The sequence below is a fragment of the Pantoea coffeiphila genome (assembly GCF_016909495.1).
In the GTDB taxonomy this organism is placed as follows: domain Bacteria; phylum Pseudomonadota; class Gammaproteobacteria; order Enterobacterales; family Enterobacteriaceae; genus Erwinia; species Erwinia coffeiphila.
This window is the reverse complement of record NZ_JAFBFW010000001.1, coordinates 1,091,470-1,116,932: the sequence shown is the minus strand read 5'-3', so window position 1 is coordinate 1,116,932 and position 25,463 is coordinate 1,091,470. Positions and strand designations below refer to the sequence as shown.

The window sequence follows — 25,463 nt, the reverse complement described above, 5'->3', positions numbered from 1 at the left end:
TAATATATTAACTAATAAATAATAAATTATTTCCAACCCTCGTACGCTAATCAAGAAAACCAAATTTTGTAATTCGGAGTGAGAAATGACAGGATCAAACATTGCCCCGCGTAACGGCGGACAAATGGTATTGGAACAGCTGCGGGAGCAGGGCGCGCGCCGAATTTTTCTGGTCCCGGGCGAGAGCTTTCTGCCCTGTATTGATGCCTTCAATGAGCACCGCGACCGCATTCAGCCCATCGTTTGCCGTCAGGAGAGCGGGGCGGCCTTTATGGCGGAAGCCTATGGCAAAATGACCGGCGAACCGGGGATTTGCATGGTCACCCGCGGGCCGGGAGCCACCAATGCCTCGATTGGCGTGCACACCGCCTTCCAGGACTCCACGCCGATGATCCTGTTTATCGGCCAGGTGGGAAACGACTTTGTTGAACGCGAAGCCTTTCAGGAGATCGACTACCGGCGGATGTTCGGGCAAATGGCCAAGTGGGTTGCGCAAATCGATCGCACCGAACGCATTCCTGAGTATGTGGCCCGCGCCTGGGCGATCGCTACCAGTGGCCGCCCCGGGCCGGTGGTGCTGGCACTGCCGGAGGATGTGCTGTGGGGAGAATCCGATGCCGCCATCGTTCCGGCCCGGCCGCGGCTGGAAACCTGGCCGGGGAGCGCGCAGATGGCGGAGTTTGCTGACGCCATCGAGCGGGCCGAACGGCCGTTTCTGCTGGTGGGCGGCAGCGGCTGGTCGCAAGAGGCCCAGCTGCAGCTGCAGGCGTTTGCTCAGCGCTTTGACCTGCCGGTGGGCGTCGCCTGGCGTCGGCTGGAGTGCTACGACCAGCAGGACGAACAGTTTGTCGGCCACGTGGGCTTCGGCATGCCCGATGCGCTTCGGCAGCAGCTGATCGACAGCGACCTGATTATCGCCCTCGGCACCCGCCTCGGAGAAGCCACCAGCGAAGGCTACAGCTGGATTACATCGCCCCACCCGCGTCAGAAGCTGATCCATATCTATGCCGATCCTGAAGAGCTGGGCCGGGTTTATCGCCCCGATCTGGCGATTAACGCCAGCGTCAATGCCTTCGCCGCATCGCTGGCGGCGCTCCGGCCCGTCGGAAATCCCGCCTGGTCCGCGCTGCGGCAACGTGCGCGCCGGGCGTGGCGGGATACATTGGAACCGCTCGCCTCGCCGGGTAACCTGAGCCTGGATCGGGTGTCGGCCACGGTGGCAAAAGTGCTGGAAGGCCGGGGCTGTATCACGGTGGGGGCCGGGAACTACGCGCTCTATCCGCATCGTTATATTGCTTTTCGCGGGCTGGGCAGCTCGCTGGCACCCACGGTGGGATCGATGGGCTACGGCCTGCCTGCCGCTATCTCTTACAAGCTGGAGAATCCTCAGCAGCCAGCCGTTTGCTATGCCGGCGACGGCTGTTTCCAGATGAATATGCAGGAGCTGGGTGTCGCCCTGCAGTACGGCGTTGGCGTGGTGGTACTGGTGTTCAATAACGGTATGTGGGGGACCATTCGCGCCCATCAGGAGCGGGACTTCCCCGGCCGGGAAACGGCGCTGCGCTTCACTAACCCCGAGTTTGCCCGTCTGGCCGCCGCCTATGAAGGCTTCGGTAACGTTGTGGACCACATTGACGATTTCGAGGACGCGTTTCGCCAGGCGCTGGCGTTTGCGGAGGAACATCAGCGCCCGGCGATTCTGGAACTGCGCTACGACGCCAACGGCATTGCGCCCGGCATTTTACTCAGCGACATTCAGCGCAAAGCGCTGGAAGAGAGGCGTGCATGAGCCTTCCATCTTCCTTACTTACCCAGCTGTTAACGATAGAAACCGCCACGCTCGGGCACATCATCGATCACGGCTTTATGCATCCGCAGTTGCAGTGTGTGCTGCCCGCCGTGCGCTGCTGTGGCCCGGCGGTGACCGTTTCGCTGCCGGAGGATGACGGCTACAGCCTGCCCGCTGCGCTGCAAAGTGCGGAGCAGGGCAGCATTCTGGTGATTGAGCGGCTCAACGATGACCGACATGCCTGCTGGGGAGCAGTAATGACCGCGGCTGCTCAGCAGGCGGGAATTGTCGCGGTGGTACTCGACGGGTACATCACCGATATTTCGGCGATTATTGCCGCACCGTTTCCGGTGTGGTGCAAAGGACGATCGCCGTTAACCACGAAAAAAGGAAAGCAGGGTGGATCGGTAAATAAGCCGATTATTTGTGGCGGAGTTGGCGTGAACCCCGGCGATATTATTCTTGCCGATGAAAATGGCGTGCTGGCACTGCCACGCAGCGAATTCGAAACACATTTACAGCAGGCGCTGCGGATGCAACAGCAGGAGCCATTAATTATTGAACAACTAAAACAGGGAATAAGCCTGGCTGATATTTACGGTCACGGATAATTCCAACGTTATATTTCGCGAAGCCCAACCCACTGGAGAGAAAAGCATGACAAGCTCGGTGAATTACGATGCTGTGATTTCTGACGTGCCCGCAAAAGTGAATATGAAAAAAATTGCGGTAGCCAGCGTTATTGGTACGACGGTTGAATGGTACGATCTGTTTATTTTCGCCACCGCCTCCGCGCTGGTGTTTAATAAAATATTCTTTCCTTCGTTTGATGCGTTGATCGGCACGCTGCTGGCGTTCGGCACATTCGCTTCCGCCTACGGCGCGCGTATCGTCGGTGCTGCGCTGTTCGGGCATTTTGGCGACAGGCTGGGGCGAAAATCGATGCTGCTGATCTCGCTGCTGGCGATGGGCATTTCGACCTTCGCTATCGGGCTGCTGCCGGACTATGCCGCTATTGGCATCTGGGCACCGATTCTGCTGCTGACGCTGCGGCTGATTCAGGGCCTGGCGCTGGGCGGTGAGTGGGGCGGTGCGGTACTGATGGCGGTGGAGCACGCTCCGGAGAATAAACGCGGCCTGTACGGCTCGTGGGTGCAAATCGGCGTGCCGGTCGGCACCCTGCTGGCCAACCTGGCGTTTCTGGCGATTGCGGCGCTGTTCCCACTGGAAGATCTGCTGAGCTGGGGCTGGCGCATTCCGTTCCTGGCCAGCGCGCTGCTGATCGCCGTTGGCCTGTATATCCGCCTGAATATCCATGAAACGCCGGTCTTCCAGGAAACGAAAAAACAGCAGCAGCAGGTGAAGGTGCCGCTGCTGGAGATCGCCCGTAAACACTGGAAGCAGGTACTGCTGGGCGGGGTTGCCACCATGTCCACGGGTTCATCCTTTAATATTATCGTCGCCTTCGGCCTGACCTACGGCACGCAGACGCTCGGCTTCAGCCGCTCGATCATGCTTACCGTGGTGCTGGCTTCCTGCGCGCTCTGCATTGTGCTGCTGCCCGCCTTTGGCGCACTGTCGGATCGCTTTGGCCGCAAGCCGGTGATTATCGGCGGCATCATTGCCGAAGCGGTTGTCGCCTTCCCGATGTTCTGGCTGATGGATACCCAGTCGCTGCCGCTGGTCTTCCTCGGCTACGGGTTGCTGATGACGGCGTTTGCCGCCAACTACGGCCCCATCGCCACCTTCCTTGCCGAACTGTTTGGCACCCGGGTTCGCTATTCCGGGCTGTCGGTGGCCTATATGCTCTCCGGCCTGCTGGGCAGCGCCACCACGCCAATCGTCACCACCGCGCTGCTTTCCTGGACCGGGAAGGGATCGTCGGTGGCCTGGTATCTGATGGGATCGGCATTGATTTCGCTGGTGGCGCTGCTGCTGCTGACCGAAACCTTCCGCCGCGACCTACGCAGCAGCGCAGACGAAAAGCGCTGAGCCAACTTCACCGAAAATCCAATGAGAGAAAGTTATGAAACGCATTACCGCCGCGCAAAATTCACCCTCCCCCGCAGGCCCGTATTCGCAGGCCGTCGTCAGCGGCAACCTGGTGTGGACGGCGGGGCAAATTCCGCTGGACGCCAGCGGCAGTCAGCCGGACAGTTTTGAGGAGCGGGTCCGCCAGACGCTGCGTAATCTCGAAGCCTGCCTGCGGGCTGCGGGGTCTGACTTCGACCACGTTATCAAGGTGAACGGCTATCTGACCGATCCTGACCAGCTGGAAACGTTCAACCGCGTTTACCGGGAGTTCCTCGGGCATGCGCCGCCGGCCAGAACCACCGTCTGCGTGTCGCTATGGGGCGTGGAGCTGGAGATCGACTGTGTCGCTCAGGTTATTGAACACCCCTGAGCGGCGTTAAGCGGGTGAATAGCCCGCGTTAAACAACGCCTCTTTCAACCGGCAGAGAAAGGCCTCTTCGGCCTTGTTGATCTTCAGCACCTCATTCCACATCAGATACAGCGTAATCTGCGCAATACCGTCTTCGGGTGGCAGCTGCCACAGGTGCCCGGCGGCGGTTTCATCGTTCACCACATGTTCCGGCAGGGCCCCGATACCTAAGCCACAGCGGATCATCCGCTTCACTTCATGCAGGCTGGAGCTGGTGCCCACCACGGTGCCTTCCAGCGCCTGCTGGGCGCGGAACAGCGCCAGCGGCGCGAGGACGCCGTCGAGCTGCTCACTGGCGAAGGAGATAAATGCCTCGTGACGGAGGTCATCAACCTCAAGTTGTTGCCGACCATACAGCGGATGGCTGCGGCCGCAGTAAAGAAAATAGCGCTGGTGCAGCAGCGGCGCGTGCGCCAGCCCCTGTACCGGTTTATGCCGCAGGGAAACGCCCAGCCCGGCCTGATAGTGCAGCAGCGCATGCTGTACCTCATGGCTGGAGCCGGTGGTGATATCAAACGTGACGCGGGGATGATCGGCGTGAAACCGGGCAATCACGCTATCCATAATCTCGCTGTTAACACCGGATACCAGCGCCAGTCGCACCACGCCGCTCAGATCCTGGGGGATATCCTGCACGGCGAGCGACAGGCGGGCAATACTGCCGTAAATAACCAGCGATTCCTGGTAGACCATCTCCCCGGCGGCGGTCAGCGTGAATGCCGATCCGCTGCGGGCGATCAGGCTTTCGCCCAGCCGCTCTTCCAGCCGTTTCAGCGCCAGACTGACGGCGGGCTGCGACAGGTGCAGGCGAACCGCAGCGCGGCTGATGCTGCCCTCCTGAACAATCGCCAGAAATGTACGCAGCAGGTTCCAGTCAAGACGGTCGTGAATCGGTGACATGATTTTCTTCCTCGGCGGTGAGCCGCAGTGCGGGATAGTGCGTCTGAATACAGGCAATCAGTACGCCGAACGCCTGCCGCATGTCCTCTTCCGGCAGGGTGGAAAAGCCCATCAGCAGGCCGGTTTCTTTCCGTGAACCCAGGTAGTAACGCGACAGGGGGCGGACCAGAACGCCGCGTTCGTTGGCGATAGCGGCCAGCCGAACGTCATCCACTTGCTCGGGTAAACGCAACACCACGTGCAGACCGGCATTACTGCTGAAGGGATGCAACGCCCCGTCGCCAAAATGCTGTTCGATCAGTGCGACCAGGCAGGCGCGGCGTTTGCCGTACTGCAGGCGCATACGGCGAATATGCGCGCTGTAATGCCCGTCGGTAATAAAGTGGGCGAGGGCGTTTTGTGCAATCAGATGCCCGGCGCGATAAAACTCGGCGTGCGCCGTCATCATGGCGGCAGCCAGCGGCTCAGGGAACACCACATAGCCGAGGCGCAAACCGGGATAGAGCGTTTTGCTGAAGGTGCCGATATAAATCACCGGCGCACCGGCTTCCAGCCCCTGTAGCGACGGGATTGGCTGACCGGCAAAGCGGAATTCGCTGTCGTAATCATCCTCAACGATCCAGCTGCCCTGCCTGCGGGCAATCGCCAGCAGCTGCTGACGGCGCGAAAGGCTCATGACGGAACCGAGCGGATACTGATGCGAAGGGGTGACGAAAATCAGTCGGGGCGGCACGGTCAGCATATCGTCCGGCGGCAGCATACCGGCCTCATCGACCGTCACCGGGCAGAGGTTAACGTCGTTCATCCGCAGAATGTTACGGATGCCCCAGTAGCCCGGCTCTTCGACCCACGCTGAATCACCCGGATTGCACAGCATGCGGGTCACCAGATCCAGCGCCTGATGTATGCCCTCGGTTATCAGGATCTGCTCCGGCAGGCACTGAACGGAACGCGCCACTCGCAGATAGTCAACCAGCGCCTGCTGCAATTCCCGACTGCCGCCGGGATGGCTGTTGTAGGTGAGATGCTGCGGCGCGGGCTGGCGGCTGAAGCGGTTGAGGTATTTGGCAAACAGCTTATGCGGGAAGGCCGACACGTCCGGTACGCCGGGCATAAATGCCCCCCACTGTCGGGGACCGGCGCTGGCATTGGCGATCAGCGCCATGCCTCGCTGCGACAGCGCGGGTGGGGAAACCGGCTCCGGCTGGCGCTGTACGGGAGTGGCAGGCACCGGCGGCAGGTCGGGCACGCTGTCGGTGACGAAAGTCCCGCTGCCTGCCCGCGCCTCCAGATAGCCTTCTGCCAGCAGCTGCTCATACACTTTGAGCACCGTATTTCGGGAAAGCGTGAGTTCCTGGGCCAGATCTCTGGACGGCGGTAGCCGGGTGCGGGGCGGCAGGCTGCCGTCAAGAATGCTGAGCCGTACCGCATTGTATAACCGTGTATAGCGCTTATTCCCCGGCTGTGCGGCCAGGCGCTGCAGCAGTAAATCCCCGTTAAGCGATCGCAATTGGCCCCCTAAAGTATTCATAACTGGCTCTCGTTTATGGGGCCAATTTAGGGCTATATAATCATTAATACGTACGCGTTCAAAGTACTTTATTCGCCGGTTGCCGATTTTAAGTGAGGGACATAATGAATAATGCAGAACTGAATCAACGACGTCAGCAGGCCACACCCCGTGGTATCGGTGTGATGTGTAATTTCTTTGCCGAACGGGCGGAGAATGCCACGCTGTGGGATGTGGAAGGCCGCGAATATATTGATTTTGCCGCCGGGATTGCGGTGCTGAATACCGGGCATCGCCATGCAAAAATCATTGAGGCCGTCACCCGGCAGCTGACGCAGTTTACGCATACCGCCTACCAGATTGTTCCCTATGAAAGCTACGTCTCGCTGGCCGAGAAAATTAACCAGCGCGTGCCGATTGCCGGGCCGTGCAAAACGGCATTTTTCTCAACGGGCGCAGAAGCGGTGGAAAACGCGGTGAAAATTGCCCGCGCGCATACCGGGCGCCCCGGCGTTATTGCTTTTGGCGGTGCGTTCCACGGTCGTACCTTTATGACCATGGCGCTGACCGGCAAAGTGGCTCCCTACAAGCTCGGTTTCGGGCCGTTCCCCGGACAGGTCTTCCACGCCCGTTATCCGAACGCACTGCACGGCGTATCCACCGAAGAGGCCCTTGCCAGCCTGGAAACGCTGTTTAAAACCGATATCGACCCGAAGCAGGTGGCGGCGATTATTCTGGAACCGGTCCAGGGGGAAGGCGGTTTTAATATTGCTCCGGCCGATTTTATGCGGGCGCTGCGTGAGCTTTGCGATCGGCACGGTATTTTGATGATTGCCGATGAGGTACAGGCCGGTTTTGCCCGCACCGGCGAGATGTTTGCGATGGAGCATTACCCGGATGTGGAGGTCGATTTGCTGACGATGGCGAAAAGCCTGGCGGGTGGTCTGCCCCTGTCGGCGGTGGCCGGTAAGGCCGAGGTGATGGATGCACCTGCACCGGGTGGACTGGGCGGTACTTACGCGGGGAACCCGCTGGCGCTGGCCGCCGCGCATGCGGTGCTGGATATTATCGACGGTGAGCGGCTTTGCGAACGCTCCCGCCGCCTCGGCAGCGAACTGGCTGAGGTGCTGAACGGCCTGAAAACGGAATGCGCGGCGATTGCGGAGGTTCGTGCGCTGGGATCGATGGTTGCCGTTGAGCTAAACGATCCCGCTACCGGCCAGCCGTCGGCGGAGCTAACCCGCCTGGTGCAGCAGAAAGCGCTGGAAAACGGTCTGCTGCTGCTCTCATGCGGCACTTACGGCAACGTTATCCGCTTTCTCTACCCGCTTACGATTCCTGATGCCCAGTTCAAAAGGGCACTGGCGATCCTGAGCGATGCGCTAAAAGCCATCTGATCGCCTTTCTAACCGAATAAAGGCCTGCATAATGCAGGCCTTTTGCGTTGTTGGCCTGCAAACAACGGATTCAGCGCTAAAAAGCCAAATTATGCGAATTGTTGCCCGCCAATAGGCTGATTGCCCGACAGTTTTCATTACTCCTCTCAGAAAGTAAGGAAAAGGCTATTAAATATATAGGGTGTTTCAAATGTGACCCGCTTAAACCCGCGTATAGAGTAGCCAGAGAATAACAACAGGAGTAGAGCAATGAGCAATTCGACCGATCAAGAAGCAAACGATGCAAAGCCGATTGTTGAAGCAGACAGAGAAGCCCCGGCCGGTAAATGCCCTTTCCATGCGGGGAAACCGAATCAAACCTCCGGCGGCGGCACGGGCAATCGCGACTGGTGGCCTAACCAGCTGCGCGTTGACCTGTTAAACCAGCACTCCTCCCGATCTAATCCATTAGGTGAATCTTTTGATTACCGTAAAGAGTTCGCCAAACTCGACTATTCCGCTCTGAAAGGCGATCTGAAAGCGCTGCTGACCGATTCGCAGTCCTGGTGGCCCGCCGACTGGGGCAGCTATATCGGGCTGTTTATTCGTATGGCGTGGCACAGCGCGGGGACCTACCGCTCGGTTGACGGACGCGGCGGCTCCGGACGCGGCCAGCAGCGCTTTGCGCCGCTCAACTCCTGGCCTGATAACGTCAGCCTGGATAAAGCGCGCCGTCTGCTGTGGCCGGTGAAGCAGAAATACGGCCAGAAAATCTCCTGGGCCGACCTCTATATTCTTGCCGGTAACGTGGCGCTGGAAAACTCCGGCTTCCGCACCTTCGGCTTCGGTGCCGGGCGTGAAGACGTCTGGGAACCGGATCAGGATGTGAACTGGGGTGATGAAAAAACCTGGCTTGAGCACCGTCACCCGGAAGCGCTGGCGCAGTCTCCGCTGGGGGCAACCGAAATGGGGCTGATCTACGTCAACCCGGAAGGCCCGGAACACAGCGGCGATCCGGCTTCGGCGGCTCCGGCCATCCGCGCCACCTTTGGCAATATGGGCATGAATGATGAAGAGATCGTTGCGCTGATTGCCGGTGGCCATACGCTGGGGAAAACCCACGGAGCGGCACCGGCCAGCCACGTCGGGACCGATCCGGAAGCCTCCCCGATTGAAGCCCAGGGCCTGGGCTGGGCCAGCAGCTACGGCAGCGGGTCCGGTGCGCATGCCATCACCTCCGGCCTGGAAGTGACCTGGTCGCAGACGCCAACCCAGTGGAGCAACTATTTCTTTGAGAACCTGTTCAAATACGAGTGGGTGCAGACCCGCAGCCCGGCAGGGGCGATTCAGTTTGAAGCCAGCAATGCAGGGGATGTGATCCCCGATGCCTTCGACAGTGCGAAGAAGCATAAGCCAACCATGCTGGTCACCGACCTGACCCTGCGCTTCGACCCGGAATTCGAGAAGATTTCGCGCCGCTTCCTGAACGACCCGCAGGCGTTTAATGAAGCCTTCGCCCGCGCCTGGTACAAGCTGACCCACCGCGATATGGGGCCGAAAGCACGCTACATCGGACCGGAAGTCCCGAAAGAAGATTTAATCTGGCAGGACCCGCTGCCGCAGCCGGTTTATCACCCAACGGTCGGCGATATTGCGTTACTGAAAGAGAAAATCAAATCCTCCGGTTTGACGGTGAGTGAGCTGGTCTCGGTGGCGTGGGCTTCGGCCTCCACCTTCCGCGGCGGTGATAAGCGCGGCGGTGCCAACGGGGCACGGCTCGCCCTGCTGCCGCAGCGCGAATGGGAGGTCAACGCCGTTGCCGCCCGCGTGCTGCCGAAGCTGGAAGCGATCCAGCAGTCGGTGCAAAAAGCTTCGCTGGCGGATGTGATTGTGCTGGCCGGTGCGGTGGGCGTGGAGCTGGCGGCGAAGGCAGCCGGAGTGGACATCGAGGTGCCGTTTACCCCGGGCCGCGTGGATGCACGTCAGGATCAGACCGATGTCGAATCATTCGCCTGGCTGAAGCCGCTGGCCGATGGTTTCCGCAACTATCGCGGGCACGGCGGCGGTTCGACTGAAAATCTGCTGATCGATAAAGCCCAGCAGCTGACGCTGACCGTGCCGGAACTGACGGTGCTGGTGGGCGGGCTGCGTGCGCTGGGTGCCAACTACGACGGCAGCCAGCACGGAATATTTACCGACCGGCCGGGCGAACTGACCGCCGACTTCTTCGTTAATCTGCTGGATATGCGTACCGAATGGAAAGCGACAGATGCCAGCGCCGAGCGGTTTGAAGGGCGCGATCGTCAGAGCGGGGAGGTGAAATATACTGCCACCCGCGCGGATCTGGTGTTTGGCTCCAACGCCGTGCTGCGCGCTTCGGCGGAGGTTTATGCCAGTGAGGATGCGAAAGAGAAGTTTGTGAAGGACTTTGTTGCCGCCTGGACCCGGGTGATGAATCTGGACCGCTTCGAACTTTGACCGACTTTTCCCCGGTGATATCTGCCGGGGAGAACAGACGCCCGCCCGGTTTATGCGGCGAAGGCCGAACGTTATACGCTTAACGTCCGGCTTCGCTGTGCCACCGCGCCTGTCTGATGTGCTTTCGCAGGCGCAGCGGCTATCGCTAAGTAAGTTACAGCGCTTTCTGCGGATGGCTCGCCTTAAGCTTCCCGCTCTGAGTATCAGACGCCGAAGCCGATTCAATCTTCAGCACAAAAGTCAGCAGCGCATAGATCCCGCCGCCGGTCACCATTGAGACAATCACGCCAATGTTCGCCGTGGCAAACAGGCTTTTGCGGGCTTCATCGGTCAGTAAAAATCCGACGATATGTGCGATATAGGGATCGCTGGAGGTAATGGTCCCCAAGCCGACCAGCGTGGCGACGCACAGCGCCAGCAGCGCCGTCCAGCGTCCGCTTCTGCCGCCCGATTCGGGTTTGTTGGCCAGGGTCACATCCCAGCCCAGGCGCTTCTGCCGCACGAAATCAATCAGCTGGATAGCTCCGGCGGAGCCGATGACCACCGAAATCGACGCCAGAAATGACTGGAAGGTCGACAGGAAGGAGTCGGAGATAAACATCAGATAGAACGCACCGAAGCCGATAATCAGCGCATTGATCGCGGTGGTCGCCGCGCGGCTGACCGGCAGGCCGAGCGCCAGCAGCGCCAGACCGGAGCTGTAGATACCGGTAATCGCCGCCGACAGCAGGGAGATAATAATCACCACGGAGAAGGGCACGTAGAACCACATTGGTAGCAGGTCGGTCAGCGAGGATATCGGTGACTGCGCCGCCGCTGCGCTGAGGTCCGGGTTGCTGTCGGCCAGCAGGGTTCCCAGGATCAGCAAGATACTGACCGGGAAGGAGATGCCCGCCGTGGTCCAGAAAATCACCTTCGAGGCCGGGGTTTTCTTCGGCAGATAGCGGGCAAAATCGCCGCCGTAGTTCAGAAAGCCCAGTCCAACCATGGTCATCGCCATTACCGCGCCGCCGATCCAGGTCAGCAGGCTGCCCTGATGGGCGCTGACGCCAACGCGATCCCAGTGAATGTGCGGCAGGATCAGGAAAATAAAGATAATACTCATAAAGCCGGTCAGCCAGGCGATGTATTTTTCCACCTTCATAATCAGCTGATGACCATAGACCGCCACCGACATGGTCAGCACCAGGCTGAGAATAAACCAGCTGAGTATGCAGCCGAGCGTCGGCTTACCGTCGGCCAGTGCGAAGGCGGCGGGCCAGAGTTTGGCAAACAGCGCCGCGCCGGAGGTGGAGGCGAGGGTGATCAGGGTGATCTTCCAGCCCATATTGGAAATATAGGCAAACAGAGTCGGGAATTTATTGCCGTGATAGCCAAAGCAGAAGCGGGTCTGGGTCAGCGTCGGCAGGCCGGTTCGCGGGCCGCCGACGGCCAGAATACCCACCAGGAAGCAGGAGATCAGATAGCCGACAATACCGGCGCTGATCGACTGCCAGACATTCAGTCCCAGAGAGTAAACGTAAATCCCGTAGGCGATGCCGAGGATTGAGACGTTCCAGGAAAACCACACCGGGAACAGCCCGGACGGCGAGCCGTAGCGTTCAGATTCCGGGACGGCATTGACGCCGTTGGCTTCAACTTTTAGCCCGCCGGAGGTGGGCTGCTGTGTAGAGTTTGTCATCGGATAAGCCTTATCAAGAGGTTCAATCGCTAAAAATGGCGGTTTCTAATGCCAGCCGGAACATATTGTCTAACGCGGTTTGTTGTTGTTCTGCGGCGGGTTCTTCTCCGGTATTGCTGTTAATGCAGGCGGTCAGAAGGCTTAGTGCCCTGGCGCGATGCTGTGCGGCGAGGGAATACAGCGCCGAGGTTTCCATTTCGACGGCCAGGATGTTCATTTTGCGCAGCGCGGGCAGCATCCCGGCGGGCTTGTCGTACAGCAGATCGTTGGTGAAGGTGTTGCCGAACTGCGCGGGGATCTGCTGATGTTGTGCCACGGTCCAGCAGTGGCGCAGCAGATCGAAATCCGCCACGGCGGCGTAGTCGTAGCCGCCGAAGCGGTCGCGGTTGACCGACGACGAGGTGCCCGCACCGGTGGCGACGATGACGTTGCGCATATCCACGCCGTCATCCACCGCGCCGCAGGTGCCCACGCGGATCAGCGTTTTCACCTCAAAGCCGGTAATCAGTTCGTGGACATAGATCGAAACGGAAGGGATGCCCATGCCGTGCGCCATGACGGAGAGGCGTTTCCCCTTGTAGTAGCCCGTGTAGCCGAACATGTTGCGGGTATCGCAGACGCGCCTGGCGTCGGTCAGATACGTTTCCGCAATACGCTGCGCGCGCAGCGGATCGCCCGGCATAATTACGGTGTCGGCGAAGTCGCCGAGCCTGGCATTAATATGTGGCGTCATCAGAGTGCTCCTGCTGTGGTTCAGGCCCCGATGGTAGAAATCCCGGCGCGGCGTGAAAAAGGCAAATGTCCGGGCCTGGCCGACGGCGATCACAAAATTCATTTATTTGCCGTTCTGTGCGGCGGTGAATCCGCAGAAAACGCGGTGTGCTGAAGAAAGGAGTGCGAGAATGAACGGCTGATAGCGTATTGACAATGCTTCAGCCGGGCGGCTAGTCTCAGCCACTTTTTTGCCGTTGAGAGCGCGATATTATGACAATTATTCAGCAATTTGCGCAGCGCGGGCATCAGATCCTGCGCGATGCGGTTAATGCGGCACCGTTGAAAAGTAAACTGATGGGAGCCGGTGAGGTTATCCTGCGACAGGGCGAGGAGATTAAAGCCCTTTACTGGATTGCGCTGGGTGAATACACCATGCATTACAACGCGGGCAACGGGAAAACCTTCAGCCTCGGCCAGCGCTTCGTCAGTGATACGATCATCGGGGAAATTGAATATCTGACCCACACGCCCAGCCAGTTTTCGGTGGTGGCCCATGAATCGATGACGGTGAAGGTGATCCCCCGGGCGATGATGGACGAGCTGCTGACCCGCCATGCGGAGGTCGGCGTCTGGCTCAGCCAGCTGCTGTCGACCAGCTACCAGCGCGGCATGGCGAAAACCATGGAGCGTTTCCTCCAGCCGCTGATGTTGAATATCGTGTCGGATCTGTATGAACGGCATCAGCAGAACAAACCGCTGGTCGACTTTTCACAGGTTTATCGGGAAGCCGAACGCTTTGGCTGCTCCGAGCGCACCTACCGCCGTGCGCTGCATCAGCTGGTGGACGAAAAGTATCTTGAGAAGGTCGCCAGCGACTATGTCATTTGCGATATCGATAAATTCCGCCAGCTGCTGTTGCACCCCGAGAAATAAACCGGCCGGATGGCGGATCGGCCATCTGCGCTCACGCTTTCAGTACGGATGAAAAGTGACCCGCCGTGGCGGCGGGTACTCTGCTATCAGGCAAAGACGCGTTTTGCCAGCCGCTTCGCGCCGATCAGCGCCAGCGCCTGGGTGGGGGCATTGGTGTTGCCGCTGGTAATGGTCGGCATGATCGACGCATCAATAACGTACAGGTTTTCCACGCCGCGCACCTGCAGACTGGCATCCACCACCGCGTCGTCATCGCTTCCCATACGGCAGGTGCCCACCGGGTGCCACATAGTGGTTGCCACGGATTTGACGAAGGTCTCGATCTCTTCATCACTCTGCACTTTTGCGCCCGGCATCAGTTCCTCTTCAAGAATACCGGCCAGCGACTCCTGCTTCATCACTTCGCGGATCGATTTCACCGCCTGAACGCCCACGTCGAGGTCCCACTTATCGCCGATAAAGTTCGGATCGATCAGCGGCATCTCCAGCGGATCTTTGCTGGCGAGGCGAACCGAGCCCCGACTGCGCGGTTGCAGTACTACCAGGGCAAATGTGACGCCGGAGCGGGTGCCGGTCGGGCTCAGGCCGTTGGTGGAAATGATCGGTTCGTGGTAGCACTGCACCGTCGGCTCTGCCGCCAGATCCAGCGGATTCCAGTAGGAAACGGTTTCGATGCCGTTGCCGGATGCCGGGCCATCTTTGGTGATGTAGTAACGCATACCGGCTTTGATGGTGCCAAAGCCCAGCGCGGCGCTCTGATAGCCGAGCACGCCTTTCACGTAGGCGCTGACCGGGATAATCGGATGATCGTGCAGGTTTTCCCCGACCGCAGGCCGATCGACCTTCACGTCGATACCGAATTTTTGCAGTTCCGCCGCCGGGCCGACACCGGAATGCATCAGGATTTTCGGTGACTGCACCGCTCCGGCGGACAGAATGACCTGGGCGGCGTGAATGCGCTGGATTTCACCCTTGACGTCCACTTCCACGCCGGTGGCTTTGTTCGCATCGATCAGCACGCGGCGCACGGTGCGGTCGGTCAGCAGCGTCACGCGCCCGGAATCGACGTGGCACTTCAGATGGGCGACGTACGCGCTACAGCGCTTCTGTTCGCTGACGTTGCTCTGTACCGGGGAAACCCCGAGCTGGCTGTCGCCGTTGTAGTCGGCATTGTACGGCACACCGTATTCCTGGAATGCCTTCATGCAGTACTGATTCAGGGGATTGATACCGTGGGGCAGCTGTACCGCCAGCGTGCCTTTGATACCGTGATGCTGATTGTGGAAGGTGTCGTTTTTTTCCTGCTCGATAAAGGTGTCCCAGATGTTTTCAAACGACCAGTCAGCGTCGTGGCCGCTGGCTTCATGCCAGTGGTCAAAGTCGCGCTTTTGCCCGCGCACGTAGCACATGGCGTTGATCGAGGTGCCGCCGCCGACCACTTTGCCCATGCGAAAACGTCTGACCGTGCCGTGCTGCGGCGTGGTGTCATAGGGCCAGACGTGGCGATCTTTCGCCAGAATCTGGCCGTAGCCCGCCGGGATATGGATCATTGGATCTTTATCTGTTGATCCGGCTTCCAGAACGGCGATTTTTGCCTGGGTATTTTCGGCCAGATAACCGGCCACTACGCATCCTGCCGCGCCGCTGCCAATCACCAGTACGTCGTAATCTTGCTGACTCATTCTTTTTCCTTACTGCGAGTTATTTTGCATAGCCGTCATTAATTAACAGCAGGTGGGAGGGCTATTTCTGTTATGCAATATGATTAATTATGTGAAAAACATCAATTGAGAAGTTAATAAATGGCCGGGAATGATAAGAAAAAGACATTTTTTAAATTATTGATAATTAACAAATAAAAATAAAATGCACCGCAGGATAAAATTAAATGCACCGAGGAGTAAAATTTTTTGTATCCAGATTGTTAGATTGGCCACACTGAAAGTATGAATTAACGTTTTTACCGCTGACAATATTCATACCGCGCTGTGGAAACGTAACGAATGCTATTAATGACGGGAGCAAAGAATAGAAATGATTAATCAACAGGGTATTACCGAACTCTTTCATGGCCAGAAGCGGGCATTTCTTGCCGGTAAAACGCAGAGCGTTGAGCAGCGTGCTGCGGCGTTGCACAAGCTGAAGCAGGTTATCCTGGCTAACCGCGAGGCAATTCATCACGCGCTGGAAAGCGATTTGGGTAAAACGCCGGACATCGTCGATCTGGCGGAAATCGGCGCAGTCATCGAGGAAATTGACGGCGTGCTGGCCGGGCTGGCCGGGTGGGCTGAAGATGAGGTGTTTCCCCTCAGCGGTTTTCTCGCCGGTTCCGAAGGGCGCATCTGCGCTGAACCGTACGGCGTTTGCTATATCATCGGCCCGTTCAACTATCCGTTTAATCTGGCGCTGACGCCGTTGGTGGGGGCGATTGCCGCGGGCAATACGGCGATCATCAAGCCTTCAGAGGCCACACCCGCCACCTCGGCGGTCATTAAGGCCGTGGTGGAGCAGGCTTTTGCCGTGGAGTGGGTGGCGGTGGTTGAAGGGGGCCGGGCGGAAAATGAAATCCTGCTGTCGCTGCCGTTTGATTTCTTCTTCTTCACCGGCAGCCCGACGGTGGGCAAGATCGTGATGAAGGCCGCCGCCGAACATCTGGCCCCGGTGGTGCTGGAGCTTGGCGGTAAATGCCCGGTGGTGGTGTTTGAGGACGCCGATCTGGACCATCTGGTCGAGCGGCTGGCCTTCAGTAAATACCTGAATAGCGGGCAAACCTGTGTGGCACCGGACTATCTGCTGGTGCCGGAGGCGCTGCGGGATACGCTGGCATCGAAGCTGGCGGCGGTGCTACGGGCCGGTTTTAACGGGCAGTCGATCGGCAAAGTAGTCAGCGAGCGGCAGATTGAAAAGCTGGCAGGCTATCTGGAAAAAACCGGTGGTAACGTGGTGGTCGGCGGCGGTTACGATAAGGCTTCCCGCCAGTTTGAACCGACGGTGGTGACGCACGTTGGCTGGGACGATGCGCTGATGCAGGATGAGATCTTTGGGCCGATCCTGCCGATTATTACCTACGCCGATCTGGACGAATGCCGCCAGAACATCATCACCCGCCATGCTAAACCGCTGGCGCTGTATGCGTTCAGCCGCGATGAAGAGCGCGCGCTGGCGTTTATTAAATCAATCCAGTCGGGCGATGCGCAGATCAACGATATTCTGACCCACGTGTTATCGGCAGAACTGCCGTTTGGCGGCATTGGGCCATCGGGAATGGGAAAATATCACGGCAAAGCCAGCTTTGATGTGTATTCGCACCGGCGCTCGGTGCGCACCGTTAGCTGCAAATAATACAGACGTTAATGCGGGCGCGCCGCCCGCATTTCCCTTGGGCTGAGGCCAAAATGCCGACGGAACGCCTGGGAAAAATGGGACTGGCTGCTGAAGCCGCACTGCCAGGCAATTTCGGCCATTTGCATGCCGCTGGTCAGCGGCCGGGTCAGCAGGCAGCGAGCCTCTTCCAGCCGCATCTGCCAGACCAGCTTCATCAGCGACAGGCCTTCCTCCGCCAGAATGCGGTTCATGTAGTTAACGCTCAGGCGCATATGATCGGCAATCGTTTCGGGGCTCAGATCCTGCGCCTGCAAATTCAACGCAATATAGTCCTTAATGGCGACGATATTGTGCATTTTCGACACTTTCTTCGCGCTGGTGACTTTTTCGCTACTTAACAACACCTCGCCCAGCGTGGCGATAATCATCTGGCTGCCGATGGTGGCCAGCGCAGGGCTGAGCTGCTGCGACTGGGAAACATACTGATCGATCAGCTGCGTCAGCCAGGCGAAATCTTCAGTGGTAAGCTGCGTTGAGTAGCCGCCATGCTGCTGTGCGAGTGGCATAATGCGCTGGCACAGCGCGCGGTCGCAGCCGATGACATACAGAGAGGTGGGCGCGGTAAATGTCTCTTCAAACTGCGGATTCCACGGCATTAATGACAGGGAACCGTGCGGCAGGGACAGCTCGCCGAAGCGGTTTTCGATGCGTATATCCCCCTCTGTGACCAGTTTAAATACCACCTGGTTGCTGAAAGGCGTATCGCGGCAGGGCGCGAGTGCATCGCTGAAGGCGCTGAACTGCGAAAATGTCGCCGCCGGAGTTTTCAGATAGCGGAAATGGCCGTCTGAAAGCGGCGTGGCCTGTGGTGGTTTGAGGAACTGCAGGCCGTAAGATTCAGCCAGAAACAGCGAGAGGTCGGTGCTTTTCATCCTGCTACTCATGGCGTTATAGCGACGGGGGCCAGTATAAAATAATGTTCTGGCGGCATCTAGCGCGCTTTCACCGCCGTTTCCAAATCGACAACGCCGAAAGCCTGCAACAGCGCGGTGATCTTCGGCGAACGGTGGCGGGAGGGCGAATAGATCAGATGCAGCGGGCGGGTAAAGCCGGAAAAGTCGGGCAGTACCTCCACCAGTTTGCCGCTGGCAATCAGCGGTTCCACGGCGAAATCCATCACCTGCACCAGCCCGATGCCGTTTAGCGCGGCGTCCAGCAGCACATCGGCGTTGTCGACGCTCATATTGCCCGTCACGCTGACCCGCAGATCTTCTCCCTGGTTCCGAAACATCCAGTCTGTACTGCGCCCGTCTTTTTGCCCTTTCACCGTCAGGCAGTTGAAACCGACCAGTTCTGCGGGCGTTGCTGGCGTGCCGAAGCTCGTCACGAAGGACGGGGAAGCGACGGTGACCAGCCGCAGATCTTTTATCCTGCGGGCGATCACCTGCTGATCCTCAACGTCGCCGATGCGAATGGCGGCATCGAAACCGTCCTCAATGATATCCACCACGCGATCGCTCATCACGGTATCAATGGTCAGCTGCGGGTGGCGATGCAGCATGTCCGCCAGCAGCGGCATGGCGACCAGGCGGCCAAAGGCGGAGGGCGTGGTGATTTTCAGCGCGCCTTCGACCACGCTGCTGCGCTGATCCAAGCGGTGCTCAATTTCATCCATCTGCCGGATCAGTCCCCTGGAGGCTGCATAGAGAAACTGCCCGTCCGGCGTCAGGCTGATGCTGTGGGTGTTGCGGTTGATCAGCGAGATTTTCAGGTCTTCCTCCAGCCGGGCCACGGAGCGGGAGATGCCGGACTGAGTGAAGCCCAGTGCGTGCGCCGCACGGGTAAAGCTTTGCAGCTCGCCGACCTTAACGAATATTTTTAACGCGTTCAGATCCATATCGTTGCCATTCTCTGTTTGCCGCTGTGGAATATCGCCCGACTATATTAGCGAGTTTGTCACTTCAGGGATAACGGGATGCTTATGATTTTTATCATAACCAATATGAATATCGGCGCGTTTACCGGACAGCGAATTTTAAATTAAGGTCGGAATCATCTAAAACGCTGTATTACTACCGGATGGTTATTATGCCTTTGCCAATATATATACTGGGATTTACGTTATTTGCCATGACCACGTCTGAATTTATGGTGGCCGGATTAATCAGTTCGATGGCGCAGGACCTGCAGGTTTCTATTCCCGATATCGGTTATCTGATCACCATTTATTCGCTGGGGATGGTGGTTGGCGGTCCGCTGCTGGCGGCCGTTTTAATTAAGGTGGGTAATAAGACCGCGCTGCTCGTCATCAGCCTGCTGTTTCTTGCGGCGCAGAGCGTGGCGACTTTTTCGCACTCCTGGAAACTGCTGGCGGTGGCGCGATTCTTTACCGGTTTATCCTCTGCCGCATTCTTTGGTTTTGCTCTGCTGGCGGCGTCGAAGATGGTCGATCCTGCCCGTTTTGGCGTGGCGGCGTCGATTGTGTTAGGTGGAATGATGATAGCGATGGTTTTTGGCCTGCCGCTGTCAGCGCTGCTCGATCGCTATCTCGGGTGGCGTGCGGCATTTTCTCTGGTGATTGTGCTGACCGCGCTGGCTGCGCTGGGAATTATGCTGTTTGTTCCCGAGGTGAAGGCGGAAAAACAGGGCAGCATTCGGGCTGAGGTGAATTCTGTATTTCACCCCGGACTGTGGCTGGCCTACAGCACCAGCTTCTTTATTATTGCCGCCACCTTTGCCGTATTCAGCTATTTCGTGCCTTATTTTTCCGGGGCGGCGGGCTTCTCAACAAAATCGATCCCCGCCATTCTGTTTGCCTACGGTTTATGCAGTGTGATCGGCAATATTATCGTTGGCCGCGTGGCGGATAAAATACCGCTGCGGGTGATATTTTACGGTGGCCTGCTATTAATTGCGGCGCTGATCGGACTTTACACGCTGGTGGAAAGTAAAACCGCCGTGCTGCTATCGGTGATGATGATGGGACTGACCGGAATTACGTTGACGCCAGCGATGTCCGCCAGGGTGTTCAAGGTGACCGAAAACACCTCGCTGATTAATACCCTGCATACCTCGGTGATCTGCCTTGGCGTGGTGGTTGGGTCGTGGGGCGGCGGCTACGCCATTGATGCCGGGTTGGGTTTTCGCTCACCGATTCTGCTGGGGCTGGTCCTGGCCGCGATCGCTATGCTGACCATGCTGCCCGGCGTGCGGTTGCGCCGTCGGCCTGTGGCTGAGTAAGTCATGGATTAATTCTTTACATATTGTTAAAAACGTCTCTGACGATATTGATACCAATGCTAATAAAGTCAGTGTGTTAAATAATTTTATCTTCTTAACGTTAAGGGTAATGCTGGTAAAAATGGATATTTTACGGCGTTCTCAGCGGCTTCTTCCGTGCGTAGTATGGCTAATTGATACGACATAACAAGATCTTATCATTCTGGTGCCTCGTCTTGAGGCACCTTTTAGCGTAAGCAACAGGAAGCTTTATGAGCAAACAAGGAAATAAGGGCGTCCCCTCAAGGCGCCGCTTTTTGCAGCAAACTCTCGCCTTAATCCCGCTGGCCGCTGCCGGTAACAGCCTGGTTTCATTTGACGGCATGGCCGCTTCAGAACCGTCGGAGGGGGTCAGCGCCGACTACGTACCGATCTTTTTTAACAGCGAGGAATGGCCGTTCGTGCTGGCGGTGACCGATCGTCTGATCCCCGCCGATGAGCATGGGCCGGGAGCGTTGAGCGAAGGTGTGCCGGTGTTTATTGACCGACAGATGGAACTGCCTTACGGATACGGTCATCTGTGGTATATGCACGGACCCTTTGCCACGGCAGAACCCGAGCTGGGTTATCAGTCGGCTCTGATCCCTCGCGAGAGCTGGCGGCGCGGCATTCGGGCGGTTAACGGCTGGTGCCAGAAAACGTTCCATAAACCGTTTGCCGAGCTGGAACATCCGCAGCAGAACGATATCTTGCGCAGGCTGGAAAGCAACGACCTGAGCTTTGATGAGGTGCCCGGCAGCCTGTTCTTTACCCAGATGCTTGAGAACTGCAAAGAGGGGTATTTTGCCGATCCGATGCACGGGGGCAATCAGACGCTGGCCTCGTGGAAGTTAATTGGCTTCCCCGGTGCGCGTGCCGACTATCAGCAGGTGATGGATCACCCGAACCGACCTTATCCGCTCGGTCCGGTCAGTATTTCCGGCAAAAGGAGTGCGTAGCCGTGGTAATTAAAAAAGACCCCGTTGATATTGTGATCGTCGGTTTCGGCTGGACCGGATCGCTGATGGCGAAAGAGCTGGCCGATACCGGGCTGAAAATTCTGGCGCTGGAACGCGGCGAGGCGCGCGATACCTGGCCTGATTTTGCCTATCCGCGGATCACCGATGAGCTGACCTACGCGATTCGCCTGAAGCTGTTTCAGGACCCGTCGAAGGAGACGGTGACCGTCCGCCACAACCAATCGCAGACCGCGCTGCCCTACCGCCGGTTTGGGTCGTTCTTACCCGGTAACGGCGTAGGCGGGGCAGGCGTACACTGGAATGGCATGCTGTGGCGTCCGCTGAAAGCGGATCTGAAATTACGCAGCACGGTGATTGAAAAGTACGGCGCGGGCTTTATTCCTGCGGATATGACGGTGCAGGATTACCCGTTCAGTTACGAAGAAATGGAACCGTTTTTCGACAAGTTTGAGAAGATCTGCGGTGCGGCGGGCCAGGCGGGTAACGTCAACGGCACGCTGATCGACGGCGGTAATCCTTATGAGTCGGAGCGGCGTAATCATTACCCGACCAAACCGCTAAAACAGCAGTATTCCGGGATGCTGTTCAGTAAAGCCGCCAAAGAGCTGGGCTATCATCCTTTCCCGGTTCCGGCCGCCAACTGTAGCGAACCCTGGACCAATCCCTACGGTGTTCAGCTTGGCGTCTGCAACTATTGTGGCTTCTGCGAACGATTCGGCTGTTTTACCTACTCGAAAGGGTCGCCGCAGTCCTGCGTGCATCCGGCCCTGAAGCCGTACCGCAATATTGAGGTGCGTACGCAGTCGCAGGTGCTGCGGGTGAATACTGACTCTACCGGCACTAAAGCCACCGGGGTCACCTACATTGATGCTAACGGCCAGGAGGTTGAGCAGCCTGCTGATTTAGTAGTGCTGAGCGCGTTCCAGCTGCATAACGTGCGTCTGCTGCTGCTGTCCAAAATCGGCAAGCCTTACGACCCGGTCAGCGGCGAGGGCGTGGTCGGTCGCAATTATGCCTACCAGATGAACGGCGGTATTTCGCTGTATTTCAATAAAGATACCTTCTTCAATCCGTTTGCCGCCAGCGGCACCACGGGCATGTTTATCGACGAATATAACTCCGAAAACTTCGATCACAGTGGGCTGGATTTTATCGGCGGATCGACGATTTCGGCCACCATTACCGGTGGACGGCCCATTCAGCAAATGAGCACTCCGCACGATGCGCCGAAGTGGGGAACGGGCTGGAAGAAGGCGATTAAAGAGAGCTATCTGCACACGATGAATGTCAGCGCTTCCGGGTCAGTGATGCCCTATAAGCAGTGCTACCTCGATCTCGATCCCACCTATAAAGATCTGCACGGCCAGCCGCTGCTGCGGATGACCTTCGACTGGCAGCCGAACGAGCTGAAAATGACACACTTTGTCGGCGGCAAAGCCGAGGGCATCGTCCGCAAGATTAATCCCGATCGTTATGAAATGGGCTTTATGGGAATGGATGCGCACTACGACGTGCGTCCTTATCAGTCAACGCATACCACCGGCGGCGCGGTGATGGGCGATAACCCGAAAACCAGCGTGGTTAATAAATACCTGCAAAGCTGGGACGTGCCGAATGTGTTTGTGCTGGGTGCCTGCTGCTTCCCGCAGAATCAGGCCTATAACCCAACGGGGATCGTGGGAGCTACCGCGCTGTTTGCCGCCGAGGCAATCCGCACGCGGTATCTGGCTAATCCTGGACCACTGGTTCAGGCCTGACAGGGAGGAAGGCAGATGAAAACTCAATGGACTATGCGGTTATCCCTGCTGGCGCTGGCTTTGATGTCGGCCCCGGCCAGCAGCAGCCCCGCCAGCAGCGGGCAGGAACTGGTTGCCGCCGGGGACTGTGTCGCCTGCCATACGGCGGCGGGCGGCAAACCTTTTGCCGGTGGGCTGAAAATGTCGACGCCGGTGGGGGCGATTTACTCCACCAATATTACACCGGACGGGCAGACGGGCATCGGCGATTACAGCTACGATGACTTTGCTAAAGCTCTGCGCAGAGGCGTGGCCAAAGACGGCCATCACCTCTATCCGGCGATGCCTTACACCTCGTTCTCTAAGGTCTCTGACGAGGATATTCGCACGCTGTATGACTACTTTATGCATCAGGTGAAACCGGTGAACCAGCACAATCGGAGCAGCGAGATAGTGTGGCCGCTGAACATGCGCTGGCCGCTGGCGGTGTGGAATAAGATCTTCCATCACAAAAAGGTGTATCAGCCGGATAACCGCCAGAGCGCGCAGTGGAATCGCGGGGCCTATCTGGTGCAGGGGCTGGGGCACTGCGGCTCCTGTCATACGCCTCGCGGCATCGGTTTCCAGGAAAAGGGCCTCGATCAGCATGATGACGCATTTCTCACCGGCGGCACCCTGGAAGACTGGCATGCGCCGGATCTGACCAGCAATATCAAAGTCGGGCTTGGCCGCTGGTCAGAGCAGGATATTGCTGTTTTCCTGAAAACCGGGCACACCGGCAGCAGCGCGGCGTTTGGGCTGATGAGCGAGGTGGTAACACGCAGCACCCAGCATATGAGCGATCGGGATCTGCAGGCGATTGCGGTGTATCTGAAATCACTGAAATCCTCAGATCCGCAGGCCGTCGCGCCGAAGGAGGACTCGGCCACGGCGGCAGCGCTGACTAAAGGGGATATGAGCCGCCCGGGCGCGCAGGAGTATATGGATAACTGCGCCGCCTGCCACCGTATTGATGGTCAAGGCTATGACAAGACCTTCCCGGCGCTGGCGCATAATCCGGCGGTGCTCAGTGACGATCCGTCATCGCTGATTAGCATGGTGCTGCGCGGGGGGAAAACACCGGTGACACAGGGGGCGATAACCGGCCTGACAATGCCGGGTTTTGCCTGGCGTCTGGATGACCGGCAGATGTCGAATTTACTGAGTTTCGTTCGTAGCGGCTGGGGTAATAATGCGTCGGCAGTCAGTGCGGAACAGGTTGAGGAGATTCGTAAAAATCTGCCGAAGCCTGAGAAGGACAGTAGAGGACAGAGGCAGTAACGATGAGCAGGCCGCTTTTGCTGAGGGCTGAGGCGGCCTGCTGTTCAGTGAGTTACTCGTTGCCCCACTGATTGAGGAAATTGGCGATGTCGTCAATCCGCTCCACTTTAATACCGGCTTCCGCCGCCATCTCTCCCTGCGCTTCTTCGCTGATCTCTTCATTGTTCGCCAGGCGGGTGAGCAGCAGCTGGAAGTAATGTGCCAGTGAATCTAACTCTGCCTCATTCACCGGCAGCGCGGTTTCCTCCGCATATTCTTCGGCCATATCGTAGTATTTCAGAGGGATGTTATTGCTCATTGTTTGCTCCGGGTGTTAGGACCGGGCCAGCTGTGGTGTGCCTTGTCTGGCCCGGTGAATATCGTTATCCAGTTATTCTCTGTTTTGCCGGTCTGTCAGCGCGATCGATCTCAGATCTTCAGCATTTTCACCGTGGCATCCACGTCTATCTCATCTTCCGAGAAGATTAATGTCGTCCCCTGGAAGGTGTTGATCGCCAGTTTTTTTATTGAACGCATTTCGTCAGGATTCACAGTAGCCTTAGGTTTAATGCTGCTCATCAGCGCACCCACGGACAGCACCACATGTTCTTTATCAATGCGGGTGTCGGCGGGCACTTCTTCGTTGTAAACCAGCCAGGATTTGATCGAGGTGAGCTTAATTCGTTCACCGGCAATAAAGATGTATTTGCTCTCTGGAGCGACCTTGACGTTGAAGGCGGACAGGCCCTTGTTATTGGTGGTTGGTTCGAAGGTGACCGCCGCGTCTTTCTTTATCAGGTCCGGGTTGGCGACTTTGATCACATGAAAATAACGGTTGTCACCGTTTTCATCTTTGATAAATCCAAAGCCTTTGTCTTTAAACCAGGTTGTGATCGTTCCGTTCATCGCCATTTTTGCCTACTTAATCGTTTATCTACTCGGTTTTTGCAGCGCGCAGTGTAAAACACAATCCCCGCGCAGACCACGCCTTTACTATCAGTCTGGATGATAAATTTCAGCAGTGCCAGGTCGGCGGGGCAGG

21 protein-coding genes are annotated in these 25,463 nt (G+C 57.8%); 12 read left to right on the top strand and 9 right to left on the bottom strand.

The annotated features are described in order from the left end of the window. The first annotated feature begins 85 nt into the window (after positions 1-85). From JOE09_RS05190 to JOE09_RS05175, 4 genes are read left to right on the top strand one after another with little or no spacing between them, the layout of a single operon-like run. On the top strand, positions 86-1,789 hold the full coding sequence (locus JOE09_RS05190) for a thiamine pyrophosphate-binding protein (protein WP_205064983.1): 1,704 nt from the start codon (positions 86-88) through the stop codon (positions 1,787-1,789). Next, positions 1,786-2,400, top strand: coding sequence for an RraA family protein (locus JOE09_RS05185; RefSeq protein ID WP_205064982.1), 615 nt, complete (start codon positions 1,786-1,788; stop codon positions 2,398-2,400). The genes JOE09_RS05190 and JOE09_RS05185 overlap by 4 nt, the downstream gene beginning before the upstream one ends. A 46-nt stretch (positions 2,401-2,446) precedes the next feature. Next, entirely contained in the window at positions 2,447-3,781 is a 1,335-nt protein-coding gene (locus tag JOE09_RS05180) for an MFS transporter (protein ID WP_205064981.1), read from the top strand. A 34-nt stretch (positions 3,782-3,815) separates the two neighbouring features. After that, on the top strand, positions 3,816-4,193 hold the full coding sequence (locus JOE09_RS05175) for a RidA family protein (RefSeq protein ID WP_105592641.1): 378 nt from the start codon (positions 3,816-3,818) through the stop codon (positions 4,191-4,193). Positions 4,194-4,199: 6 nt separating this feature from the next. Here JOE09_RS05175 and JOE09_RS05170 read toward each other — a convergent pair whose 3' ends face one another. Together JOE09_RS05170 and pdxR are read right to left on the bottom strand one after the other, a co-directional pair. Then, on the bottom strand, positions 4,200-5,132 hold the full coding sequence (locus JOE09_RS05170; RefSeq protein WP_105592640.1) for a LysR family transcriptional regulator: 933 nt from the start codon (positions 5,130-5,132) through the stop codon (positions 4,200-4,202). After that, positions 5,107-6,642, bottom strand: a complete 1,536-nt coding sequence (gene pdxR, locus JOE09_RS05165; RefSeq protein ID WP_205065124.1) for a MocR-like pyridoxine biosynthesis transcription factor PdxR — start codon at positions 6,640-6,642, stop codon at positions 5,107-5,109. The genes JOE09_RS05170 and pdxR overlap by 26 nt, the downstream gene beginning before the upstream one ends. A 125-nt stretch (positions 6,643-6,767) precedes the next feature. Between pdxR and JOE09_RS05160 the strand changes: the two genes are divergently transcribed. Beyond that, positions 6,768-8,039: a 4-aminobutyrate--2-oxoglutarate transaminase gene (locus JOE09_RS05160; protein ID WP_105592639.1), complete on the top strand. Its 1,272-nt coding sequence runs from the start codon at positions 6,768-6,770 to the stop codon at positions 8,037-8,039. 249 nt (positions 8,040-8,288) lie between these two features. Continuing rightward, positions 8,289-10,496, top strand: coding sequence for a catalase/peroxidase HPI (gene katG / locus JOE09_RS05155; protein ID WP_205064980.1), 2,208 nt, complete (start codon positions 8,289-8,291; stop codon positions 10,494-10,496). A 154-nt stretch (positions 10,497-10,650) separates the two neighbouring features. On the opposite strand, the gene JOE09_RS05150 is transcribed toward katG, so the two are convergent. After that, on the bottom strand, positions 10,651-12,177 hold the full coding sequence (locus tag JOE09_RS05150; RefSeq protein WP_205064979.1) for a purine-cytosine permease family protein: 1,527 nt from the start codon (positions 12,175-12,177) through the stop codon (positions 10,651-10,653). Positions 12,178-12,199: 22 nt separating this feature from the next. After that, positions 12,200-12,913, bottom strand: coding sequence for a purine-nucleoside phosphorylase (gene deoD / locus JOE09_RS05145; protein ID WP_239552974.1), 714 nt, complete (start codon positions 12,911-12,913; stop codon positions 12,200-12,202). Positions 12,914-13,161: 248 nt separating this feature from the next. Between deoD and JOE09_RS05140 the strand changes: the two genes are divergently transcribed. Continuing rightward, positions 13,162-13,824, top strand: a complete 663-nt coding sequence (locus tag JOE09_RS05140) for a Crp/Fnr family transcriptional regulator (RefSeq protein ID WP_205064977.1) — start codon at positions 13,162-13,164, stop codon at positions 13,822-13,824. Between the two features lie 86 nt (positions 13,825-13,910). On the opposite strand, the gene JOE09_RS05135 is transcribed toward JOE09_RS05140, so the two are convergent. Continuing rightward, positions 13,911-15,506, bottom strand: a complete 1,596-nt coding sequence (locus JOE09_RS05135) for a GMC family oxidoreductase (protein WP_205064976.1) — start codon at positions 15,504-15,506, stop codon at positions 13,911-13,913. Positions 15,507-15,858: 352 nt separating this feature from the next. Between JOE09_RS05135 and mdlD the strand changes: the two genes are divergently transcribed. Continuing rightward, positions 15,859-17,166 carry an NAD(P)-dependent benzaldehyde dehydrogenase MdlD gene (mdlD, locus tag JOE09_RS05130; RefSeq protein ID WP_205064975.1) on the top strand — a complete coding sequence of 436 codons (1,308 nt, stop codon included), beginning with the start codon at positions 15,859-15,861 and terminating at the stop codon, positions 17,164-17,166. 8 nt (positions 17,167-17,174) lie between these two features. Here mdlD and JOE09_RS05125 read toward each other — a convergent pair whose 3' ends face one another. After that, the gene (locus tag JOE09_RS05125) at positions 17,175-18,080 is read right to left on the bottom strand and encodes a helix-turn-helix transcriptional regulator (protein WP_205064974.1); all 906 of its coding nucleotides are present in this window, start codon (positions 18,078-18,080) and stop codon (positions 17,175-17,177) included. Between the two features lie 59 nt (positions 18,081-18,139). Next, complete coding sequence (locus JOE09_RS05120; RefSeq protein WP_205064973.1) at positions 18,140-19,045, bottom strand: LysR family transcriptional regulator; 906 nt, start codon at positions 19,043-19,045, stop codon at positions 18,140-18,142. A 182-nt stretch (positions 19,046-19,227) separates the two neighbouring features. Here JOE09_RS05120 and JOE09_RS05115 point away from each other — a divergent pair, with 182 nt between their 5' ends. From JOE09_RS05115 to JOE09_RS05100, 4 genes are all read left to right on the top strand, one after another. After that, positions 19,228-20,388 carry an MFS transporter gene (locus JOE09_RS05115; RefSeq protein ID WP_338049293.1) on the top strand — a complete coding sequence of 387 codons (1,161 nt, stop codon included), beginning with the start codon at positions 19,228-19,230 and terminating at the stop codon, positions 20,386-20,388. Positions 20,389-20,639: 251 nt separating this feature from the next. Beyond that, complete coding sequence (locus JOE09_RS05110) at positions 20,640-21,365, top strand: gluconate 2-dehydrogenase subunit 3 family protein (protein ID WP_205064971.1); 726 nt, start codon at positions 20,640-20,642, stop codon at positions 21,363-21,365. A 2-nt stretch (positions 21,366-21,367) separates the two neighbouring features. Then, positions 21,368-23,143: a GMC oxidoreductase gene (locus tag JOE09_RS05105; protein WP_205064970.1), complete on the top strand. Its 1,776-nt coding sequence runs from the start codon at positions 21,368-21,370 to the stop codon at positions 23,141-23,143. A 15-nt stretch (positions 23,144-23,158) separates the two neighbouring features. Beyond that, positions 23,159-24,442, top strand: a complete 1,284-nt coding sequence (locus JOE09_RS05100; RefSeq protein ID WP_205064969.1) for a c-type cytochrome — start codon at positions 23,159-23,161, stop codon at positions 24,440-24,442. Positions 24,443-24,494: 52 nt separating this feature from the next. Here JOE09_RS05100 and JOE09_RS05095 read toward each other — a convergent pair whose 3' ends face one another. Together JOE09_RS05095 and JOE09_RS05090 are read right to left on the bottom strand one after the other, a co-directional pair. Continuing rightward, the gene (locus tag JOE09_RS05095; RefSeq protein ID WP_205064968.1) at positions 24,495-24,740 is read right to left on the bottom strand and encodes a DUF2543 family protein; all 246 of its coding nucleotides are present in this window, start codon (positions 24,738-24,740) and stop codon (positions 24,495-24,497) included. Positions 24,741-24,850: 110 nt separating this feature from the next. After that, positions 24,851-25,333: a cold-shock protein gene (locus tag JOE09_RS05090; RefSeq protein ID WP_200547898.1), complete on the bottom strand. Its 483-nt coding sequence runs from the start codon at positions 25,331-25,333 to the stop codon at positions 24,851-24,853. Between the last annotated feature and the right edge of the window lie 130 nt (positions 25,334-25,463).